This is a genomic window from Pseudomonas sp. Sample_21 (assembly GCF_004307525.1).
In the GTDB taxonomy this organism is placed as follows: Bacteria; Pseudomonadota; Gammaproteobacteria; order Pseudomonadales; family Pseudomonadaceae; genus Aquipseudomonas; species Aquipseudomonas atacamensis.
Genome location: NZ_RCNZ01000130.1, coordinates 1 through 14630, shown reverse-complemented (window position 1 = coordinate 14630; position 14630 = coordinate 1). Strand labels below are relative to the sequence as shown.

The 14630-nt window shown below is 57.7% G+C and carries 25 protein-coding genes; 5 read left to right on the top strand and 20 right to left on the bottom strand.

All coding sequences use genetic code 11. From position 1 onward, the window contains the following. From codA to D8U71_RS25400, 4 genes are all read right to left on the bottom strand, one after another. On the bottom strand, window positions 1-953 hold a 953-nt coding region (gene codA / locus D8U71_RS25415), incomplete at its 3' end, for a cytosine deaminase (RefSeq protein ID WP_130888991.1). Between the two features lie 14 nt (window positions 954-967). Further along, the gene (gene codB, locus D8U71_RS25410) at window positions 968-2239 is read right to left on the bottom strand and encodes a cytosine permease (RefSeq protein ID WP_130888990.1); all 1272 of its coding nucleotides are present in this window, start codon (window positions 2237-2239) and stop codon (window positions 968-970) included. Between the two features lie 366 nt (window positions 2240-2605). Next, window positions 2606-2962, bottom strand: a complete 357-nt coding sequence (queD, locus tag D8U71_RS25405) for a 6-carboxytetrahydropterin synthase QueD (protein WP_007915588.1) — start codon at window positions 2960-2962, stop codon at window positions 2606-2608. A 63-nt stretch (window positions 2963-3025) separates the two neighbouring features. Continuing rightward, window positions 3026-3238, bottom strand: coding sequence for an AlpA family transcriptional regulator (locus tag D8U71_RS25400; RefSeq protein WP_024013576.1), 213 nt, complete (start codon window positions 3236-3238; stop codon window positions 3026-3028). A gap of 127 nt (window positions 3239-3365) precedes the next feature. Here D8U71_RS25400 and D8U71_RS25395 point away from each other — a divergent pair, with 127 nt between their 5' ends. Next, window positions 3366-3575, top strand: coding sequence for a hypothetical protein (locus D8U71_RS25395; protein ID WP_130888989.1), 210 nt, complete (start codon window positions 3366-3368; stop codon window positions 3573-3575). A gap of 59 nt (window positions 3576-3634) precedes the next feature. Here D8U71_RS25395 and D8U71_RS25390 read toward each other — a convergent pair whose 3' ends face one another. From D8U71_RS25390 to D8U71_RS25380, 3 genes are all read right to left on the bottom strand, one after another. Beyond that, window positions 3635-3907, bottom strand: a complete 273-nt coding sequence (locus tag D8U71_RS25390; RefSeq protein ID WP_130888988.1) for a hypothetical protein — start codon at window positions 3905-3907, stop codon at window positions 3635-3637. 323 nt (window positions 3908-4230) lie between these two features. After that, window positions 4231-4851, bottom strand: a complete 621-nt coding sequence (locus tag D8U71_RS25385; protein ID WP_130888987.1) for a hypothetical protein — start codon at window positions 4849-4851, stop codon at window positions 4231-4233. Further along, window positions 4848-5162 (bottom strand): hypothetical protein, encoded by a 315-nt coding sequence (locus tag D8U71_RS25380; RefSeq protein WP_130888986.1) that lies wholly within the window; start codon window positions 5160-5162, stop codon window positions 4848-4850. Before D8U71_RS25380 ends, D8U71_RS25385 begins: the two co-directional genes overlap by 4 nt. Window positions 5163-5351: 189 nt before the next feature. On the opposite strand from D8U71_RS25380, the gene D8U71_RS25375 reads away from it, so the two are divergent. Then, window positions 5352-5597 carry a hypothetical protein gene (locus D8U71_RS25375; protein WP_130888985.1) on the top strand — a complete coding sequence of 82 codons (246 nt, stop codon included), beginning with the start codon at window positions 5352-5354 and terminating at the stop codon, window positions 5595-5597. A 400-nt stretch (window positions 5598-5997) separates the two neighbouring features. Here D8U71_RS25375 and D8U71_RS28690 read toward each other — a convergent pair whose 3' ends face one another. Next, window positions 5998-6495: a DUF4406 domain-containing protein gene (locus D8U71_RS28690; RefSeq protein WP_241664260.1), complete on the bottom strand. Its 498-nt coding sequence runs from the start codon at window positions 6493-6495 to the stop codon at window positions 5998-6000. Window positions 6496-6554: 59 nt separating this feature from the next. Between D8U71_RS28690 and D8U71_RS25365 the strand changes: the two genes are divergently transcribed. Both D8U71_RS25365 and D8U71_RS25360 read left to right on the top strand, forming a co-directional pair. Further along, complete coding sequence (locus D8U71_RS25365; protein ID WP_130888984.1) at window positions 6555-6734, top strand: hypothetical protein; 180 nt, start codon at window positions 6555-6557, stop codon at window positions 6732-6734. A gap of 42 nt (window positions 6735-6776) precedes the next feature. After that, on the top strand, window positions 6777-7595 hold the full coding sequence (locus tag D8U71_RS25360) for a hypothetical protein (protein ID WP_130888983.1): 819 nt from the start codon (window positions 6777-6779) through the stop codon (window positions 7593-7595). A gap of 126 nt (window positions 7596-7721) precedes the next feature. Here the strand turns inward: D8U71_RS25360 and D8U71_RS25355 are convergent, their stop codons facing one another. Together D8U71_RS25355 and D8U71_RS25350 are read right to left on the bottom strand one after the other, a co-directional pair. Then, complete coding sequence (locus D8U71_RS25355; RefSeq protein ID WP_130888982.1) at window positions 7722-8234, bottom strand: HNH endonuclease; 513 nt, start codon at window positions 8232-8234, stop codon at window positions 7722-7724. Window positions 8235-8657: 423 nt separating this feature from the next. Then, the gene (locus tag D8U71_RS25350) at window positions 8658-9059 is read right to left on the bottom strand and encodes a hypothetical protein (protein ID WP_130888981.1); all 402 of its coding nucleotides are present in this window, start codon (window positions 9057-9059) and stop codon (window positions 8658-8660) included. On the opposite strand from D8U71_RS25350, the gene D8U71_RS28430 reads away from it, so the two are divergent. Beyond that, on the top strand, window positions 9058-9381 hold the full coding sequence (locus D8U71_RS28430) for a hypothetical protein (RefSeq protein ID WP_177434941.1): 324 nt from the start codon (window positions 9058-9060) through the stop codon (window positions 9379-9381). The genes D8U71_RS25350 and D8U71_RS28430 overlap by 2 nt on opposite strands. On the opposite strand, the gene D8U71_RS25345 is transcribed toward D8U71_RS28430, so the two are convergent. The 10 genes from D8U71_RS25345 to D8U71_RS25300 all read right to left on the bottom strand — a co-directional run. Further along, the gene (locus D8U71_RS25345; protein ID WP_130888980.1) at window positions 9382-9693 is read right to left on the bottom strand and encodes a hypothetical protein; all 312 of its coding nucleotides are present in this window, start codon (window positions 9691-9693) and stop codon (window positions 9382-9384) included. A gap of 75 nt (window positions 9694-9768) precedes the next feature. After that, on the bottom strand, window positions 9769-10233 hold the full coding sequence (locus D8U71_RS25340; protein WP_130888979.1) for a hypothetical protein: 465 nt from the start codon (window positions 10231-10233) through the stop codon (window positions 9769-9771). Beyond that, window positions 10230-10472, bottom strand: a complete 243-nt coding sequence (locus D8U71_RS25335; RefSeq protein WP_130888978.1) for a hypothetical protein — start codon at window positions 10470-10472, stop codon at window positions 10230-10232. Before D8U71_RS25335 ends, D8U71_RS25340 begins: the two co-directional genes overlap by 4 nt. Window positions 10473-10479: 7 nt before the next feature. Next, window positions 10480-11043 carry a siphovirus Gp157 family protein gene (locus tag D8U71_RS25330; protein ID WP_130888977.1) on the bottom strand — a complete coding sequence of 188 codons (564 nt, stop codon included), beginning with the start codon at window positions 11041-11043 and terminating at the stop codon, window positions 10480-10482. Beyond that, a complete protein-coding gene (locus D8U71_RS25325; RefSeq protein ID WP_241664259.1) occupies window positions 11040-11777 on the bottom strand; it encodes a hypothetical protein in 738 nt (245 codons plus the stop codon). Before D8U71_RS25325 ends, D8U71_RS25330 begins: the two co-directional genes overlap by 4 nt. Then, window positions 11774-12868 (bottom strand): hypothetical protein, encoded by a 1095-nt coding sequence (locus D8U71_RS25320; protein WP_130888975.1) that lies wholly within the window; start codon window positions 12866-12868, stop codon window positions 11774-11776. The genes D8U71_RS25325 and D8U71_RS25320 overlap by 4 nt, the downstream gene beginning before the upstream one ends. Before the next feature lie 279 nt (window positions 12869-13147). Continuing rightward, window positions 13148-13342 (bottom strand): hypothetical protein, encoded by a 195-nt coding sequence (locus tag D8U71_RS25315; RefSeq protein WP_130888974.1) that lies wholly within the window; start codon window positions 13340-13342, stop codon window positions 13148-13150. Further along, window positions 13339-13554, bottom strand: a complete 216-nt coding sequence (locus tag D8U71_RS25310) for a hypothetical protein (RefSeq protein WP_024013561.1) — start codon at window positions 13552-13554, stop codon at window positions 13339-13341. Before D8U71_RS25310 ends, D8U71_RS25315 begins: the two co-directional genes overlap by 4 nt. After that, entirely contained in the window at window positions 13551-13976 is a 426-nt protein-coding gene (locus D8U71_RS25305; protein WP_130888973.1) for a hypothetical protein, read from the bottom strand. The genes D8U71_RS25310 and D8U71_RS25305 overlap by 4 nt, the downstream gene beginning before the upstream one ends. Before the next feature lie 24 nt (window positions 13977-14000). Continuing rightward, window positions 14001-14630: hypothetical protein (locus D8U71_RS25300; protein ID WP_206663216.1), on the bottom strand; the 630-nt coding region annotated here is incomplete at its 5' end.

The following is a 14630-nucleotide window of genomic DNA, read 5'->3' as shown; positions in this document are numbered from 1 at the left end:
CCCAGCGGATACCACGGGTCGACGATCGAGTCCTGGCCGAAACACACGTTCATGCCGGCTTCGAGCAGTTCATTGACGCGGGTCACGCCCCGGCGTTTGGGGAAGTTGTCGAAGCGCCCTTGCAGATGAAGGCTTTCGGTCGGGCAGGAAACAAAACTGATCCCGGAATGGCCGAGCAGGCGGAACAGTTTGGCGCAGTAGGCGTTGTCATAAGAGCCCATCGCCGTGGTGTGGCTGGCGGTGACGCGGGCGCCCATGTCGCGGCTGCGCGCTTCTTCGGCAAGCACTTCAAGGAAGCGTGAATGCGGATCGTCGGTCTCGTCGCAATGCACATCGACCAGGCAGCCGGTGCGCTCGGCCAGGTCCATCAGGAACTTCACCGAGCTGACGCCCTGATCGCGGGTGTATTCGAAATGCGGAATGCCGCCGACCACGTCGGCGCCCATGCGGATTGCTTCTTCCATCAACTCGCGCCCGTTGCGGAACGACTCGATGCCTTCCTGCGGGAACGCGACGATTTGCAGGTCAATCAGGTGACGGCTTTCCTCACGCACTTCGAGCATGGCCTTGAGCGCGGTGAGTTGCGGGTCGGTGACGTCAACGTGGGTGCGCACGTGCTGAATGCCGTGGGCGGCCAAGGCCTGAATGGTCTTCTTGGCGCGGGTCTTGGTGTCTTCTTCGGTGATGGTGACCTTGCGCTCGCCCCAGCATTCGATGCCCTCGAACAGCGTGCCGCTCATGTTCCAGCGCGGCTCGCCCGCAGTGAGGGTGGCGTCGAGGTGGATGTGCGGCTCGACGAAGGGCGGCACCACCAGATTGCCGCCGGCATCGAGGTCATCCGCGCCGAGGGTCGGCGCTTCGGTCTGACGGGCGATGCTGTGGATCAGGCCGTCTTCAAGGTGCAATTCGTGCAGGCCTTCCTGGTTGCGCAGGCGGGCGTTGATGATGTGCATCAGGCGAATCCTTTTTATAGGTCTTGTAGTGGTGCGCTGATGCGACGGGCGCCGAGCACACCGGTGACGATGACATACGTTAGCGCGGCAGCGGCAATGCCTACCAGCGGCGCGACCCAGGGCGAGCTGAACGCAGCGACGGTGCCCACCCCGTAGGCCCCGAGCCCCGGCCAGTTGAACGCCGGCAACCGTGCGTCGGCCAGGCGCGGATAGTGCCCGCGCCAGCGGTAGAAGAAGTCAGCCATGATCACCCCGCCAATCGGCGGAATAACCGTGCCGAGCAGGATCAGATACGGCACCAGCATGTCGTACATGCCCAGCAGGGCGAGCAGAGTGCCGATCACCGCGCCACCGAGGGTCACGGTCTTGCGCCGCCCGGTGCGCAGCAGGTTGCAGCCGGCGACGGCGAAGTTGTAGATGGTGTTGTCCTGAGTGCTCCAGATGTTCAGCAACAGCATGGCCATCGCGGCCATGGCGAAGCCCTGCAACAGCAGCACTTCAACCACATCCGGCTGTTGATAGACGATCGCGCCGTACGCGCCGATCAGCACCATCAGGCCGTTGCCGATGAAAAAACCGATCAGGCTGGCCAGCACTGCCACTTTTGCCGAGCGCGAAAATCGCGTCCAGTTGGTGGCTTGCGTTGCGCCGCTGACGAAGGTGCCGAACACCAGCGTGATCGCCGTCGACCAGTCCAGCGAACCGGTCGGCACCACGCTGAGCAAGCCTTCGAAACCGCCGACTTTCACGGTCGCTGCCCACATCGACAGCATCAGCAGCAACATCATCGCCGGCACCGCGATGTACGAGAGAATCTCCAGTCCGCGATAGCCGATGTACGCCGTAGCGCAGAAGCCCAGACCGAACAGCACCATCAGGACCAGCACGGTGGTTTCATCGAGATTGAAATACTTGCCGATCACCACCGCTGCCGTCGCTGTTCCCCAGGCGTACCAGCCGATCTGGGTGAAACCGAGGATCAGGTCGCTGAGCTTGCTGCCGACTTCGCCAAAACAGAAACGGCCCATCAGCACCGAATTGAGGCCGCTCTTGAAGGCGATGTAACCCAGCCCTGCTGCGTACAGACCGAGCAGCAGGTTGCCGACAATGATCACCGCCATCATCTCGGCGAAACCGAACGCGACCCCGAGCTTGCCGCCGGCAAACATGGTCGCGGTGAAAAACGTGAAGCCCAGTAACACCATCGCCGTCGAGGCCAGGCCTTTGCGCGCGTGCATGGGGACTTCACTGAGCGGGTAATCGTTGCCGGAGGCGTTCTGCGTCATGGGGCAGTCCTTGCTGGAAGGGGAAGACGCAGAAGGGTTGCAGCGGTCGTGCCAAGCGCGGTCGGGCGGGGTATGTATAGACGACACGGCGAAGTCAGGCGCGAAAACGGTGCACCCGAACACACCGAAGCCCAATGTAGGAGCTGCCGAAGGCTCGGGCCGCGATCGGACGATCTGATCGTTCCCACGCTCTGCGTGGGAATGCAGCCCAGGACGCTCCGCGTCCCATACCAAAGCCGAACGCGGAGCGTCCGTTGAGGCATTCCCACGCAGAGCGTGGGAACGATCGGTGTCAGGGGGAATAATGTTGGGTCAGAAGAAGCGCATGAGGGCAGCGGCGATGGCTTTGGCAGGAGATCTTTGTTGCTATTCGCCGCGATAGATGCAGCCGCTGGTGCACGTCTCATGAATGCGGATCGCGCTGAGTTCCGGCAGCAATGGCTTCATCTCGTTCCAGATGAATTTGGCCAGCACTTCGCTGGTCGGGTTTTCCAGGCCGGGAATGTCGTTCAGGTAGTTGTGGTCAAGACGCTCATACAGCGGCTTGAAAATCGCTTTGATCTCGGAGAAATCGCGAATCCAGCCAGTGTGCGGATCGAGGTCGCCGCTCAGGTGCAGCGCGACCTTGAACGAGTGACCGTGCAGGCGGCCGCACTTGTGGCCGTCCGGGACGTGCGGCAGGCGGTGGGCGGATTCGAAAGTAAACTCTTTGAAGATTTCCACGGTATGACCTGTAGGGCTTGAATTTAGCGGGATCTGTTGAATTGTCAGTTTATGGTGTACTGATCAATGTACTGATTGGTCGTTGCTGGGGTTCAAATCGAGCATCCACTGCGAGATAGCAGACTGGCGCCAGGCGACCGAGTTAGGGCCTATTCTAACCTGTTTCGGGAATGTGCCTTCCCTGATCCGGCGATAAACCGTGTTACGGCCAAGACCGGTTGTGTGGAGCACCTCGTCGAGGCGCAGGAAACGATCGATGTTTTCTGTCGCTGCCATTTGAAACTCCTCGCCGATTTCGGCTTGGCTTGAATTTATGCCGCGCGTGGCGGCAGAAGGTGGTTGATATTGGGTGGTTGCGCTTGGGCTACAGTTGATCGATGCGCAACTGATGCGGAGTATTTGGATGTTCAACAAGTATCCCGAGCAAAAGCAAAGCCGGACGGTGTTGGGGGCGCTCGGTGCCGCACTCCTGACACTGGGTATATTTCTGGTCGTCATCGATGCGGTTGGTGGGTTTATTTTCGTCGTCGCGGGAGGCGGCCTTGTCATGCTGGCGTGGGCGGCAAGCGAGCGAATATTCGAGAGAGTGCTGCGAGTGCTGAACTGGTTATGAGTGAGTGATTCCCCGCAGCCCGGCTGCACACCGGCAGACTGTTGAGTTTGAGGGAGGGGTTACGGGTAGTTGTCGTAATTGTCGAAGCAGGAGCCGCACATAGGGCGCCACCCGCTTCTAATCGCTTGAGGATGGTCTTTGTGAACCCACCGCCATTTCTCGACAAATGCACCGCAATCGCGGCAGTTGATATGGTGCTCGGCTGGTTTCCGGTTCGCTATTTCAGTTTTCTCCCGCTCAAGATCCAGCCGGTGCGCCTCTTGCTGCTCTGCGAACCACTGCTTTTCTTGTTCGATGGTCATGTTCGAAAAGATCGCGCTCATTTCAGTCATCACCGCGGCCCCTTGTAGCAGTACACGTAGGCGAACCAGGCGAGGGCGATCATGGCGCTACCTCCGCGTGCCACTTAGCCTTGTACTCGGCGATGAAGTCTTCTGGGAATTGCGATATCCAATGGCAGCTGTAGCACTTGAATTGCGATCCAGTCCAAACAGTGCGCGGCATCATCCCGCCGCAGTACCCATTTCCACAGTAGGGCCGGTAGTTGGCGTCCTTCATTAGGTTTTCGCGAACAATGCTCATCCGATCACCGCCTTTATGGTCAGTACCAATGGAAGCCAGAAGAAGAGGGTGCAGCCGAGTAAGCACTTGGTGATCATGGCGTCACCCGTTTGAACTCGACGACCCAGACCCAGGGGTTGGCGTCCCAGTCGCCGCCGGTGGATTGCCAAAGGTCGCGGAATGCTGGTATCGGGTATTTATGGCAGGCGCCGCCTTCGTCGCTCGCGCACCATTCGCGGAGCGGCCCGCGATGCACCCCCTCGGCTGCGGCCTGTTCGTACGTGATGTCCTGCAAGCGTTCGACGCGCACGTCGGTGATCTCCAGCAGGATGCGGCTGGCCCAGCGCGGCATGTGGATGGACGGGCGCCAACGAATCAGTTCCTCTTCACCCTCAAAGTCCGGGACACCGTCGGCCCGGTAGTGAACTTCGCAATCTGCTCGCTCTCCCACCGGAACCGCTGCTTCGCGGAAATCGTTGATGAAGCAAGTCTCGCGCACGTACAGCCGGTCGCCGATCTGGCCGAACGGACAGCGGTTGAGGTGTTTCCCGGTTTCCCACCACGCGCCCATCGGGCTGCCTTCAGCCGATGTAGTGTGAGCATTGGCGCTTGGTTGTGGCTTGCACGCTCGCCGCGTTACCGTCTTCCGTCCATCCAGAATGGCGCGCACCATCGGCGCCGAGAACAGAATCGGCCGCTCCTTGATAGCGGTCATAGCTGCACCTCGCGGGTCGCCCATTGCACATACGGGCCGTCATCAGTGTCGAAAATTCCGAGCAGAAACCAGTCGTACGCTGGTGGCGTTTCTGGCTGCCAGCCGTGGCAGTGAGCCTCGCCATCTTCCCAGTAGGGGTGAGAGTCCAAGTCGGAATCCATGTGCCATCCGACCACTGTCAATCCTTGGGCGGCCAGCCACGCCTTCCATGCTTCGGCGTCCTCGTCAAAATCCGGGATGTCGGGGTGATACCAGTAACCGTGCTCATCGCGCACGACTTCGACAGGGCCAATCAACTTTTCTTCAGACATGACTTCGTCCTTGCCGCGATAGCGGCTGACTTTGAAGGGGGAGGGAATCAGCGACACAAAACGAGTTATCGCTGCGAAAGAACCTGTACAGAAATTTCGACTCTGTATAGGTATGTGCCAAACTTCGGGTAGGAGAATCGCCTTAGATAACCAGCCCGCAACGCCCAGACCGAGCTACCGAGAACTACCATGGCTTCAAACGATGAATTCAGATTTCAATCACACGCGCATCTCGTTGAGCTCGACGCCGCAACGAACCAGCTGATGATGTTGGTAGTAGCAGGCGAGCTCTCAGGCAACCGCTGGAATGAAGCGCTTGCGCGGCAAAGCGCCGCCTATTCGGCCTGGTTGAGCGTTGTCGCTGGTGTTCAAATCGATCCGATGCCAGCTCTTGATGGCCGACCGCCAGAAGGTGGCAGCCCCGCTATCGAATAAGCTCGCTACTTTCTTCGCAAAGTTTTCTGCGCATTCCACCCCTTTTATCGGGGGCGGCTGGTTGTTGGGCGGTCGCCGGACAATCAGCTACAGTTTTACGTCTGCCAACGGAGGACGTATGGACTGTTTAATCTGCGGAGCATCGGCTCGGAAGCTTGAGACCAACTTCCACGGAGATATTTATGACTGCGTTGAATGCGGGAGCTTTGTCGTAAGCGCTGACGTGTTGAAAGAAAGAAAATCTCTCGGAAGAGTTATGTCAGTTGAGCAAACCCGCTTGTGGCTGGTCAGCCAGAGGCTGGCGAACAAGCATCGTCCAGTGATCAACGCCGGCAACGTCCGCTGGGAAAGATAGCCTGGTTCGCCAAGACTTGGCCGTCACTCGAATGCATGTCGCTCATCATGCAATCTCCATCGATACCAGATCATGGGCATTCACAACCTTCATGCCGAGCTCGCGGGCAATGTGCACTTCGAGCCGGGCGCCTTTCGAGTTCTCCCAGCCGGGCAGCACGGCGACCTGGCCGCAAAGGCCGAGGCGGGTGAGGTCGTAGGCCATGTAGTCCGCCCAGTCCGCACCTTCGACTACGCCATGCTCTGCAGGGTTCTCGACGACGTAGCCACGGGCGCGCAGATCGGCGGCCATGGCATTGAAAGCCGGGAAGTTGAAGTCTTCGAAGCCGCTCATCGGCCCGGCCAGGTACAGGCGGTTGATACGAGAGCACGCGGCCGTCACGCCCGGTGCAAGTGCGGCGCTAATCCGCTCAACCGCACGGTCAATAGGGCTTTGAATGAAATCGGGCAACGGCTCGTTCGCCGGCGGGATAATCGACGTTAGGGCGGAGATCATCCCGACCAGCGAATCGGTGACTACCTTGCGGATGTTTTCTGTGGGCATGGGTTTACCTCGCGAGTAAAGTGCGATGCTGAAAAACGGCCGAGGCCAAGGAGAAGCAAATGGAAGTTACGAAGCTGATCAAGGTTCTGGTAGTAACCAACATCTTGACGCTCATGGCCGCCGGGCTTTCGGCCTACTGGGCTTATGAGGCTTGGTACGCCGCCGATGATGCCTATTCGGCTGCGGCTGCAGCGCAGTCGGATGCTAGCGATGCCTTGGACATTCTCAGAAGTCGTTGATGACCACGGTACGGCCGCTCAGGCGCCAGATGTTCAGCATGCATGGCGTCCTATGCCGGGGCATGCCCGGGCGGTGGAGGGTGGTGGGTAGTCAGGGAAAATCTCTGTACAGTAGAGTCAGAAAAAACTGAGAGTGCTGCAATGATCGAAGAATCGAAGCCTATTGAGGTTCGTGAGGGAGTTGATAACATAAGAAAAAGCAATGAGTTTCTCGATGCGTTTTCTATTTTTTTAGTCGCGGCAGTAGCTGTTGCTTTATTAGTTGCAGTGGTTGTTTATAGGATTTCATTTTCTGGTGACCTTTCTGTTAGTTCTAATGATTGGTCAGCGTTTGGGTCTTATATAGGGGGCATATTTAGTCCGCTGATTTCATTTCTGACTCTTTTAGCTATCCTAAAAACCATAGGGTTGCAAAAAAAATTGTTAGAAACACAGCGGCATGAGTTTGATGCAATGCAAGCTTTACAAGTTAGAACGCTTGATTCGCAGCTGGCTCAAATCAAACGATCAAACTTCGATGCCGATCGAAGAGTTGTAGAAGAGACACGGCTAAATGTCCTTAATACTCTTCAAAGCCTTACGAGGGGACTGCAATCCGAGTACGAAATAAAGCTCCGAGGATTTGAAACGCTTGCACAATGGGTAATGGATGGGAAAACGCCTCTGGATAAAGAAAAAATGATCACACTTCGTACAAGGCTCGATAATTTCGAAGGGCGGCTGTCAGCTTTAAATTTGCTTTATAGTGATTTGTGCTTTAACGATTTCAAGAATGCAAGGTCTATAAGAGATTATTATCAGTCCGAGATGGAAAGGATTTGTGGCGAATGGCAAGTATCAAATGAAATTAATGGAGAGTGATTTTTTAAAAAATCAATTTGATATTCAGATAAATCCTAACTTTTTGACCTCATTTAGTATTCCTGATATTTCGTGTGGCTGTTGGGATCCTCGCCGGCTGGCGTGATAGTTGAATTCGTGAATGGCTCAGGCTTGGCGCGACCGGTGATGCGCGAACTCGCCCTGATATTTATCTGCCGCCGCGACATAAGCTGCGTGCGCTTGTTCAGGTGTTGGAAAGGATCCGAGGTATGTCTTCTTGCCGTTAGCGTAGATCTGCGCTTTCCAGCAGCGATCGCCTTTATGGAAAGTCGCGCCTTTCAAGCCCGAAGCTCCACGTGGCGGTACGTTCGCGTTGTTTTGCGATCGCGTTGCGAGGCGGAGATTTTCCCAGGCGTTATTGCTTCGTACCCCGTCACGATGATCAACAGCCACTCCCGGCCAGTTACCGGTGACAAGCATCCAGGCGACGCGATGCGCGCCATAAGTTTGCCCGAGCAGCTTCAGATATACGTAGCCGTCTGGCTTTTGCGAACCGGCAGGGTCGCCCACTTGGCGCCGGCAGTGATCCACTTTCCATGTGAATTCGCCGGTCAGCGGATCGTAGGCAATCATTTCCCTGAGCAGCCGTGTACGCCGCTCTGAATACATCTCAGGCATGTTGTCACCTCGTCAGGGTGGTGGCACTTTGGGTAGAAGTGGGGTATTTGTGTTCGGCCCGGCATGGGGCCGGATCAAGGAGAGGCGCGTGAGTGATGCCGATATCCAAGCGATGAGAATGAGCAGACTTGCTGCGGATGAGGCGGACTGTCAAAGGCTCGGGATCAAACATCGATTTATGCACATGTCCGCTCTGTCACCATCCACGAGAGACTCTCATGCGGCCCGTAGCGGCGAGCTATTTACTGCTGATGAAGTCAGGGATTGGCTGGCTAAGGACGACAACAGCACTGGGTGCAAGTGTTCGTTCGTCCTTGTGTTGGTTGACGACGCGGGTAATCCGGGTAGTCCTGCACTAATTCAAAGACTCATTACTGCGAGAGACACCTTCTTCGCCCGACGCAATCAGTCCTCCTAACAGGATCAGGCGCGCCGAACTTTAAAGTGGAGCATCGCCTTGATGCTGTGGCAGTAATCCTGAAGCCGCTCGTAGGCTTTGTATTTGGCCTGACTTCGAGTGGCTGCCCAGACCCTGACCATATCTTCGCGGGCTTCCCGGTTCCAGTCGAGGTCGTCCCAGTCATGCTTGAACGGTAAGACCAGCCACTCCTTGAGCGGCAACGTCTCGGCCATTTCGCCGTATTGCATTTCATGGGTTGGGTGGTAGTTGCTGATCCGCTTCTTCGGGTCTTCGTCCAGCACCACGCCGATGTAGTGACCACGATCTGCCAGGATGACGCCAGGCTTTCCGTAGGCGATGACGCGGCGGCCGATTTCGGCGGGCACCTGATAGTGCTGCCGAACGTATTCGCAGTTGTGAGTCATGGATTATCTCAAGTCAGGCGCCGCCCTCCGTGACCGGTGGTGGCAATTTGGTTTTGGTTGGGGTATTACGGGTGACCGGCATTTGGCCGGTTTCCACGGAGATTCTGTTATGGATGAGTCAGCACGCTTGGCTGCTCTCGAGCATCTTGTCATTGCCCTTATCAAGGAAAACAGCCTGAGGTCTGGTCATCCTCCCGCTTCGGTTTTCCATGTTGCCGCAGGCTCTATCATGGGAAGTAATGGCCCTGGAGGACCAAAAGAGAAAACGGCGGCTATGCAGGCTCTCGAGAATATTCAGCTAACTGCAGGCTTCCAAGTCTGATCACTCCTCGATCGCTATCCGCATAGACTCTCGCTGATAGGCGAGCTTCAGCTTCCGCGACACGTTTTCGGGTATCACGTATTCGTGTCGCGGCGGAGTGAGCAGGGGAAGGGCGCCGCCCGGGCCAAGACCGTGCAGATGGTGAATCATCAGCGTAATCGCCTCGCCCTGTTCCTCAATGCCGCTCCAGGCCATCAGCTCAGCAAGGGCTTGGCGCGTACCGGGCAGGCAGTGCAGCCTGATTTCCTCTTCGCCGCGTTCCTTCCTCTTCGCCGCGGCTTTCGCTGAGCGATCTGCATTGCTCTTGGCCATGGCCTACCTCTTCAATTCCGCTGGCCGGCAAGTCCAGCCAGGTCTGTCGTTTGCGTTGTTGGGTGCGAAAACGTCTCACGCTGCGACCTTTACCTGATGCCAGGCGCCGGCGGCGTAGAACAGCTTCGCGGCTTGGGCTTCGTCCATCGATGTCTCGTCGGGAATGGCGATCCAGCCTGACGCAACCAGATGGTTCGGGTTCGCGCTGTTCCGCAGCTCCAGGTAGTAATGCTCGATGGCATCGGTCAGGCGCTCGACCTTGTAGATGCCATCCGGCGAGATCTCGACCGACTTGATGTACTCGGCGCCGCACTCGTCTCGACACATGGCGGCGATGTAGATCGTCCAGCGATAGGAGAAATCGAATATCGCGTTGGCGATCGCCAGACTGCGGATCTGCTTGCAGCTCTTCCAGTTCGCCATGATCTGGCTGCCGCTGGGGTCGATGTTCACCACCGCGACGTGGTTGGTACGCAGCAGCGCCCGGCAACTGCGTTCGGCCCGGGCGAAACCGTTGTTGGGTTTGCGTTTCGACTTCATAGCGAGTCCGCCATTTTGCGCAGAGCCTTGCGGTCAGCGGCCGATATCGGCTTCGGCCGCCGCTTGAGGACCGTTTCAGGGTCTATTGTCTTCGAGCGCTCGGCGGGATCGGGATTTAGCGGCGGGCTTTTCAGTTGGTCGATCCGCCCGCCTGCGGCCAGGTACTGCGCGATTCGTTCAGCGATCGACTCAGCGTCCGGCCGGTGCTGCTCGACGAGGTTGAGGTGGTTGCTGATCATGCTGGCCTCACTTGATCCGGATCGAGCTGTCGCCGCGCTCCAGGTGCGCGTAGGCAGGTTCTTCGATCAGTTCGTGCTCTGCATCCTCGCCGGCGGCAATGCGCTTGCGCACGGCTTCGTTGTGCTCGCGAATTTCCTTGAGCTTGGCGGCGATCGCGTTCTTGTCCGGGGCAATGCTGGATTTCACGACAGTCAGTTCGTCCGGCACCGCGTCCTCGTTGTCGACGATGACCTTCTCCTTGCCAAGGGCCAAGGTGATGGTGAACAGCGGGCGCTTGATCGACTTGAGATTGGCGGCTTCCATGTTCCGGCGCAGGTAATCGCTGATCTGCGCAACACTGTTGGACTTGATGCGCTTGAGCTCGGTCAGCCGCTCAATCTCCGTGTCGATGGCCGTCACGTCGCTTTCAATGTTGCGGCGGAGCATGACGATGTTGTCAGCCTTCACCTCAAACTCGCCTTGGATTTCGTCCATCGCGTGCTGCAGGGCCTCTTTCAGGCCCTCGTCGTCGGTGTCTGCCATTCCCTGAAGTTCGGCAAGTTTGCCGGTCAGTGCGTATAGCTGGGTCATGCTGCATTCTCCTTGCTGGGCTCAATGGCCGCTTTGCGCTCCTCAAAGGCGCGAGTGATTCGGGCGATGAAAGTCGGCTCGTTGCGGCGGGTTGCCTCGCGGATGTATTTGACGTTCAGCATTTTCAGTTCGTGGGCGGTCACGGCCTTGCCCATCGTTTCCACCGCAGAATTCAGCCAGTCCAGACGCTCCTGCTTCTGACGCAGGATTTCGGCGTCCTTGTCCACTGCCTGCTCGATCGCCTGTTCTTCCTTAAGCTGCTCGACGTAGGTCTCATCATCGAACAATCCAAGGAACACATCCGCGCTGAACCCGAGCATGGAAAGTGCTTTCTTGATTGCGTCAGTCAGCGACTTCTTCGGCGCCTCGCCATCGGTGGTCATGCCATAGCTGGTCTTGTACTGGTACCGAGTGCAGCCGTATTGCTCGATCTCGCCGCGCTGGCCGTCCTGCATGAACCAGAGAGCAATTTTCAGCGTGTGCCCGATCTCGCGACCGATGCAGGTACGCTTATCGCCTTCGCCGGTAAAGATTTCATGGCCGTCATCGAACCGTTCTTCGATGATTTTCCAACCCCAGCCGATGCCAACCGGGCCGAACAGCTCGGTGGCCTTCATAACCATCGCGGTGCCGCTCAGGCTGGTTATGTCCTGGCCGTTCACCTTGGCTTTTTTGGTAAACCGGGTGTCTGTCTTCTCGACCTGGGACCAAATCTGCATGTTCGTGGACATCACTTGTTCCTCCAGCCGTCAGCGCGCTTGACCAGCTCCTTGAAGGAAGCTGCCGGCAGCCTGCTCATATATTTCTTGTTGTCGCGATACCATTCTTCCAGCGCCGCTTTCGGCGTCTGGATGGCAACGACGTGGGCGACCTGTTGCCTGTATGAGGTCGAGTTGGAAACTTGAGAGTGAAAGGTTCTGCTCACCACCACGGTGTTGGTCATGCCTTGCTTGACCAGACTGTTCAGCTCTTCCTGGGATTGAACGGCGATTGCGCCAGGATGTTTCTGCTGGAACAGTTTGTAGCAAGCTTCTTTCACAAGCTCAGTGCTGCCGTACTCGACGTACTCGACATCGGGAATGCCGGCCTCAATCATCGTTGCCACGTCTTCCAGCTGCCCAGTGTCGATCCAGGCGTTCTTCGAGACCTGTTTCAGGTCCCAGCCGCACACGGTTTGACGATCACGCTCAAGCTGCAGGTGTTCAGGAAGGATGTCGTAGCCGTAGGTCAGCTCGGTGTCGCACACGAAGAGCGTGCCGACGTAAAGCTTCCCGGGGCGGGATGGCAGAATATGGCCGTATTTTGTGCCGATTACGTCACTCATCGGTGGTTGCATCCGCAGGCACATGCTGCGAATTTCGGCCTCGTCATCTTCGGTAAGCCCAGAAACGATGAATTCAACGCCCTGATTCTGGCGGTGAGCCGGTGTCTCGTTGATGCACAGCACCTCTGCATCGAACTGATCGCTATGCCGGAACTCGGGCGCCCACTGCTTATTCCCGTTGAGAACCTTCACGTCGTAACCGTTGCGGGTTAACACCAGCAGGGCAATTTTGTAGCCTTCGCCAAAGCTGCCGATGGCATCAGTGCGGTCTGTTTTGGAGGTGCTGCCTAACACAAGCGTGCTGGCTTCGAGTCGTGCAAATCGGCTGGTGATGAACAGCTGGCCATCGGCGAAGGCGTATTCGAAAGGCGATTCACTATCCAGAGCGTTCTGGACAAGCTCCCGAATTGCCTCTTTCAATCCCCAGTGCCGGACGTAATCACGGGAGAGGGGAAGTTCGTAGGACTTGGAACGGATGCGGTCTGCAATTGCTGCGAGCATGACGGTCTCCCGCGCCATCCTTGCGGGGCGCTGAAATTTTTGTGTTATTGAGTGATGCGATCGGCGAGGGCGCTGAGCAGCATCAGGAAGGTGAACATGCCGATAGCGGAGAACGATCCGCGCCGAATGAGGATGCGGCGGGCCATCTGCCGGCCAGTCATCGGAACACGTTGTAGGTGGTGGAGCGCGGGACCTGGCAAGTGCCTTGTCCGTCTTTCACGATGCCGTAGGCGCCTGCGCCGGCTATCAGGATCACAACGAGAAACCAGTACAAGAGATTCATGGCCGAGCCCTCACAGCGATGCGTCCGCCTTTCATGGTCACCGACAGGCGCTGCGGGAGGCTGTCGACCAGATCCTCGCGCTTGCGGCCGATCACTTCATTGAAGGGCAGGCCGAAGCCGAGAATCGTGATGCGACGCTCGATATCGTCGAGCTGCTCATCAACCAGCGTTTTCACCAGAGGGGTTGTCATGCCGAAACTCCTTTCAGATGCGTGTTGCGCTCGACGAACTTGGCGTCCAGCGCATCCCGATAACGATTGGCGGTGCGGGTGTCGATGATCTCGGCGAACTCCGCCATTTCGATCATGCCCATGACGAAGGTGCGATCCGGCACTGGCGTGCAGGACTTGCGCATTTTCGCGATCTCAAGGCCCAGCCGGGCCAGTGCTACCTGATTGCTCATAGCTCGTTGTCCTCGGCCTGGGCGATCAGCGCGTCATCGACAAGGGGTCGAAGTAGGCCCTCCGCGATTTCGCCAAGCTTGCCCAGTGGGTGGTCGCTGGGCCCGAGCAGTTCGGCGGAGGCGACCTTGTCAGAGTGGCCGCGCTCGGCGGCGATCAGCAGGTAGCCCAGCGAAGCCGTGGTGATCTCGCAGCCTGCAAGCCGTCCGTTTGCATGTTCATCAACTGCCAGAGCGAGCTGGGCCAGCGTGACGCCCTGAGCCGGACGCATGCGGCGCTGCACCTTCACGTCGCAGCCATGCCGAACCATTTGTTCTATGGCGTTGTACAGCCACTCAGCCCGAGCAACTTCGCGAGGGCTTTCGCTCACCGGAGGCGGCAGGCGGTTATCGAATTCACTTTGTGCGAGCGCGGTTGCGTTCATGGTTACCTCCAGAGTGGCGGTAGATCAGGAGTCTGCTGCGATATCGGCGAGGATTTGCGCCTTGCGCTTCTCGAAGCGAGCGCTCCAAGTTGGTCTGCCATCTACGTGCCAGATGGTCGCGCCACGCTTGCGGAGCTTCCGGGCCCGAGCCGGTGAAATTCGATTCCCCCATTTCTCGGTGCGGTAGATGGCTTCCCAATACTCGACCGTCTCGCGCTTGTCGTACTTGTAGTACCGGCTGCTCGGCTTGTTTTTCGAGAGCCATTCGTTCACCAGCGATACGTCGACTGTGGCCGAGCTGAAAACGTAGCAGCTCGCAAGAGACTCAAGCGTTCCGACGCCGACCTGTGCGGTTGGTACGCCAACATCAGCGCCGCATGACCAGACCTGACCATTGCACTCAAGCGTCGACCCATCGGTAAGCTTGATCGTGAAGGCCCGGCCGGCGAACGCATCACGCGATCCAGGCTCAATCTTCAGGAAGTCGTAGAAGCCGCCGTCGTTCGATATCAAAAGGTTTCCGATGCGCTCGTAAACACAGCGGGGCAACTCGTCGAGGAGCAGAAACGTCTGCCCTTGCTTCGTCCTGATCACATCAATGATCTTCGGCATTACGGAAACCTCTTTGGTTGAGCCAACAAAACTCGGATGCAC

Coding starts and splice junctions, on each gene's coding strand:
- D8U71_RS25320 (WP_130888975.1), bottom strand. CDS start 12,868: ATGCTCGCAGCAATTGCAGACCGCATCCGTTCCAAGTCCTACGAACTT.
- D8U71_RS25385 (WP_130888987.1), bottom strand. CDS start 4,851: ATGACCGCTATCAAGGAGCGGCCGATTCTGTTCTCGGCGCCGATGGTG.
- D8U71_RS25315 (WP_130888974.1), bottom strand. CDS start 13,342: ATGACAACCCCTCTGGTGAAAACGCTGGTTGATGAGCAGCTCGACGAT.
- D8U71_RS25305 (WP_130888973.1), bottom strand. CDS start 13,976: ATGAACGCAACCGCGCTCGCACAAAGTGAATTCGATAACCGCCTGCCG.
- D8U71_RS25380 (WP_130888986.1), bottom strand. CDS start 5,162: ATGTCTGAAGAAAAGTTGATTGGCCCTGTCGAAGTCGTGCGCGATGAG.
- D8U71_RS25345 (WP_130888980.1), bottom strand. CDS start 9,693: ATGGCCAAGAGCAATGCAGATCGCTCAGCGAAAGCCGCGGCGAAGAGG.
- codB (WP_130888990.1), bottom strand. CDS start 2,239: ATGACGCAGAACGCCTCCGGCAACGATTACCCGCTCAGTGAAGTCCCC.
- D8U71_RS28690 (WP_241664260.1), bottom strand. CDS start 6,495: ATGCCCACAGAAAACATCCGCAAGGTAGTCACCGATTCGCTGGTCGGG.
- D8U71_RS25340 (WP_130888979.1), bottom strand. CDS start 10,233: ATGAAGTCGAAACGCAAACCCAACAACGGTTTCGCCCGGGCCGAACGC.
- D8U71_RS25350 (WP_130888981.1), bottom strand. CDS start 9,059: ATGACTCACAACTGCGAATACGTTCGGCAGCACTATCAGGTGCCCGCC.
- D8U71_RS25390 (WP_130888988.1), bottom strand. CDS start 3,907: ATGACTGAAATGAGCGCGATCTTTTCGAACATGACCATCGAACAAGAA.
- D8U71_RS25310 (WP_024013561.1), bottom strand. CDS start 13,554: ATGAGCAATCAGGTAGCACTGGCCCGGCTGGGCCTTGAGATCGCGAAA.
- D8U71_RS25365 (WP_130888984.1), top strand. CDS start 6,555: ATGGAAGTTACGAAGCTGATCAAGGTTCTGGTAGTAACCAACATCTTG.
- D8U71_RS25335 (WP_130888978.1), bottom strand. CDS start 10,472: ATGATCAGCAACCACCTCAACCTCGTCGAGCAGCACCGGCCGGACGCT.
- D8U71_RS25395 (WP_130888989.1), top strand. CDS start 3,366: ATGTTCAACAAGTATCCCGAGCAAAAGCAAAGCCGGACGGTGTTGGGG.
- D8U71_RS25355 (WP_130888982.1), bottom strand. CDS start 8,234: ATGCCTGAGATGTATTCAGAGCGGCGTACACGGCTGCTCAGGGAAATG.
- D8U71_RS25360 (WP_130888983.1), top strand. CDS start 6,777: ATGGCGTCCTATGCCGGGGCATGCCCGGGCGGTGGAGGGTGGTGGGTA.
- D8U71_RS25375 (WP_130888985.1), top strand. CDS start 5,352: ATGGCTTCAAACGATGAATTCAGATTTCAATCACACGCGCATCTCGTT.
- D8U71_RS28430 (WP_177434941.1), top strand. CDS start 9,058: ATGGATTATCTCAAGTCAGGCGCCGCCCTCCGTGACCGGTGGTGGCAA.
- D8U71_RS25400 (WP_024013576.1), bottom strand. CDS start 3,238: ATGGCAGCGACAGAAAACATCGATCGTTTCCTGCGCCTCGACGAGGTG.
- D8U71_RS25330 (WP_130888977.1), bottom strand. CDS start 11,043: ATGACCCAGCTATACGCACTGACCGGCAAACTTGCCGAACTTCAGGGA.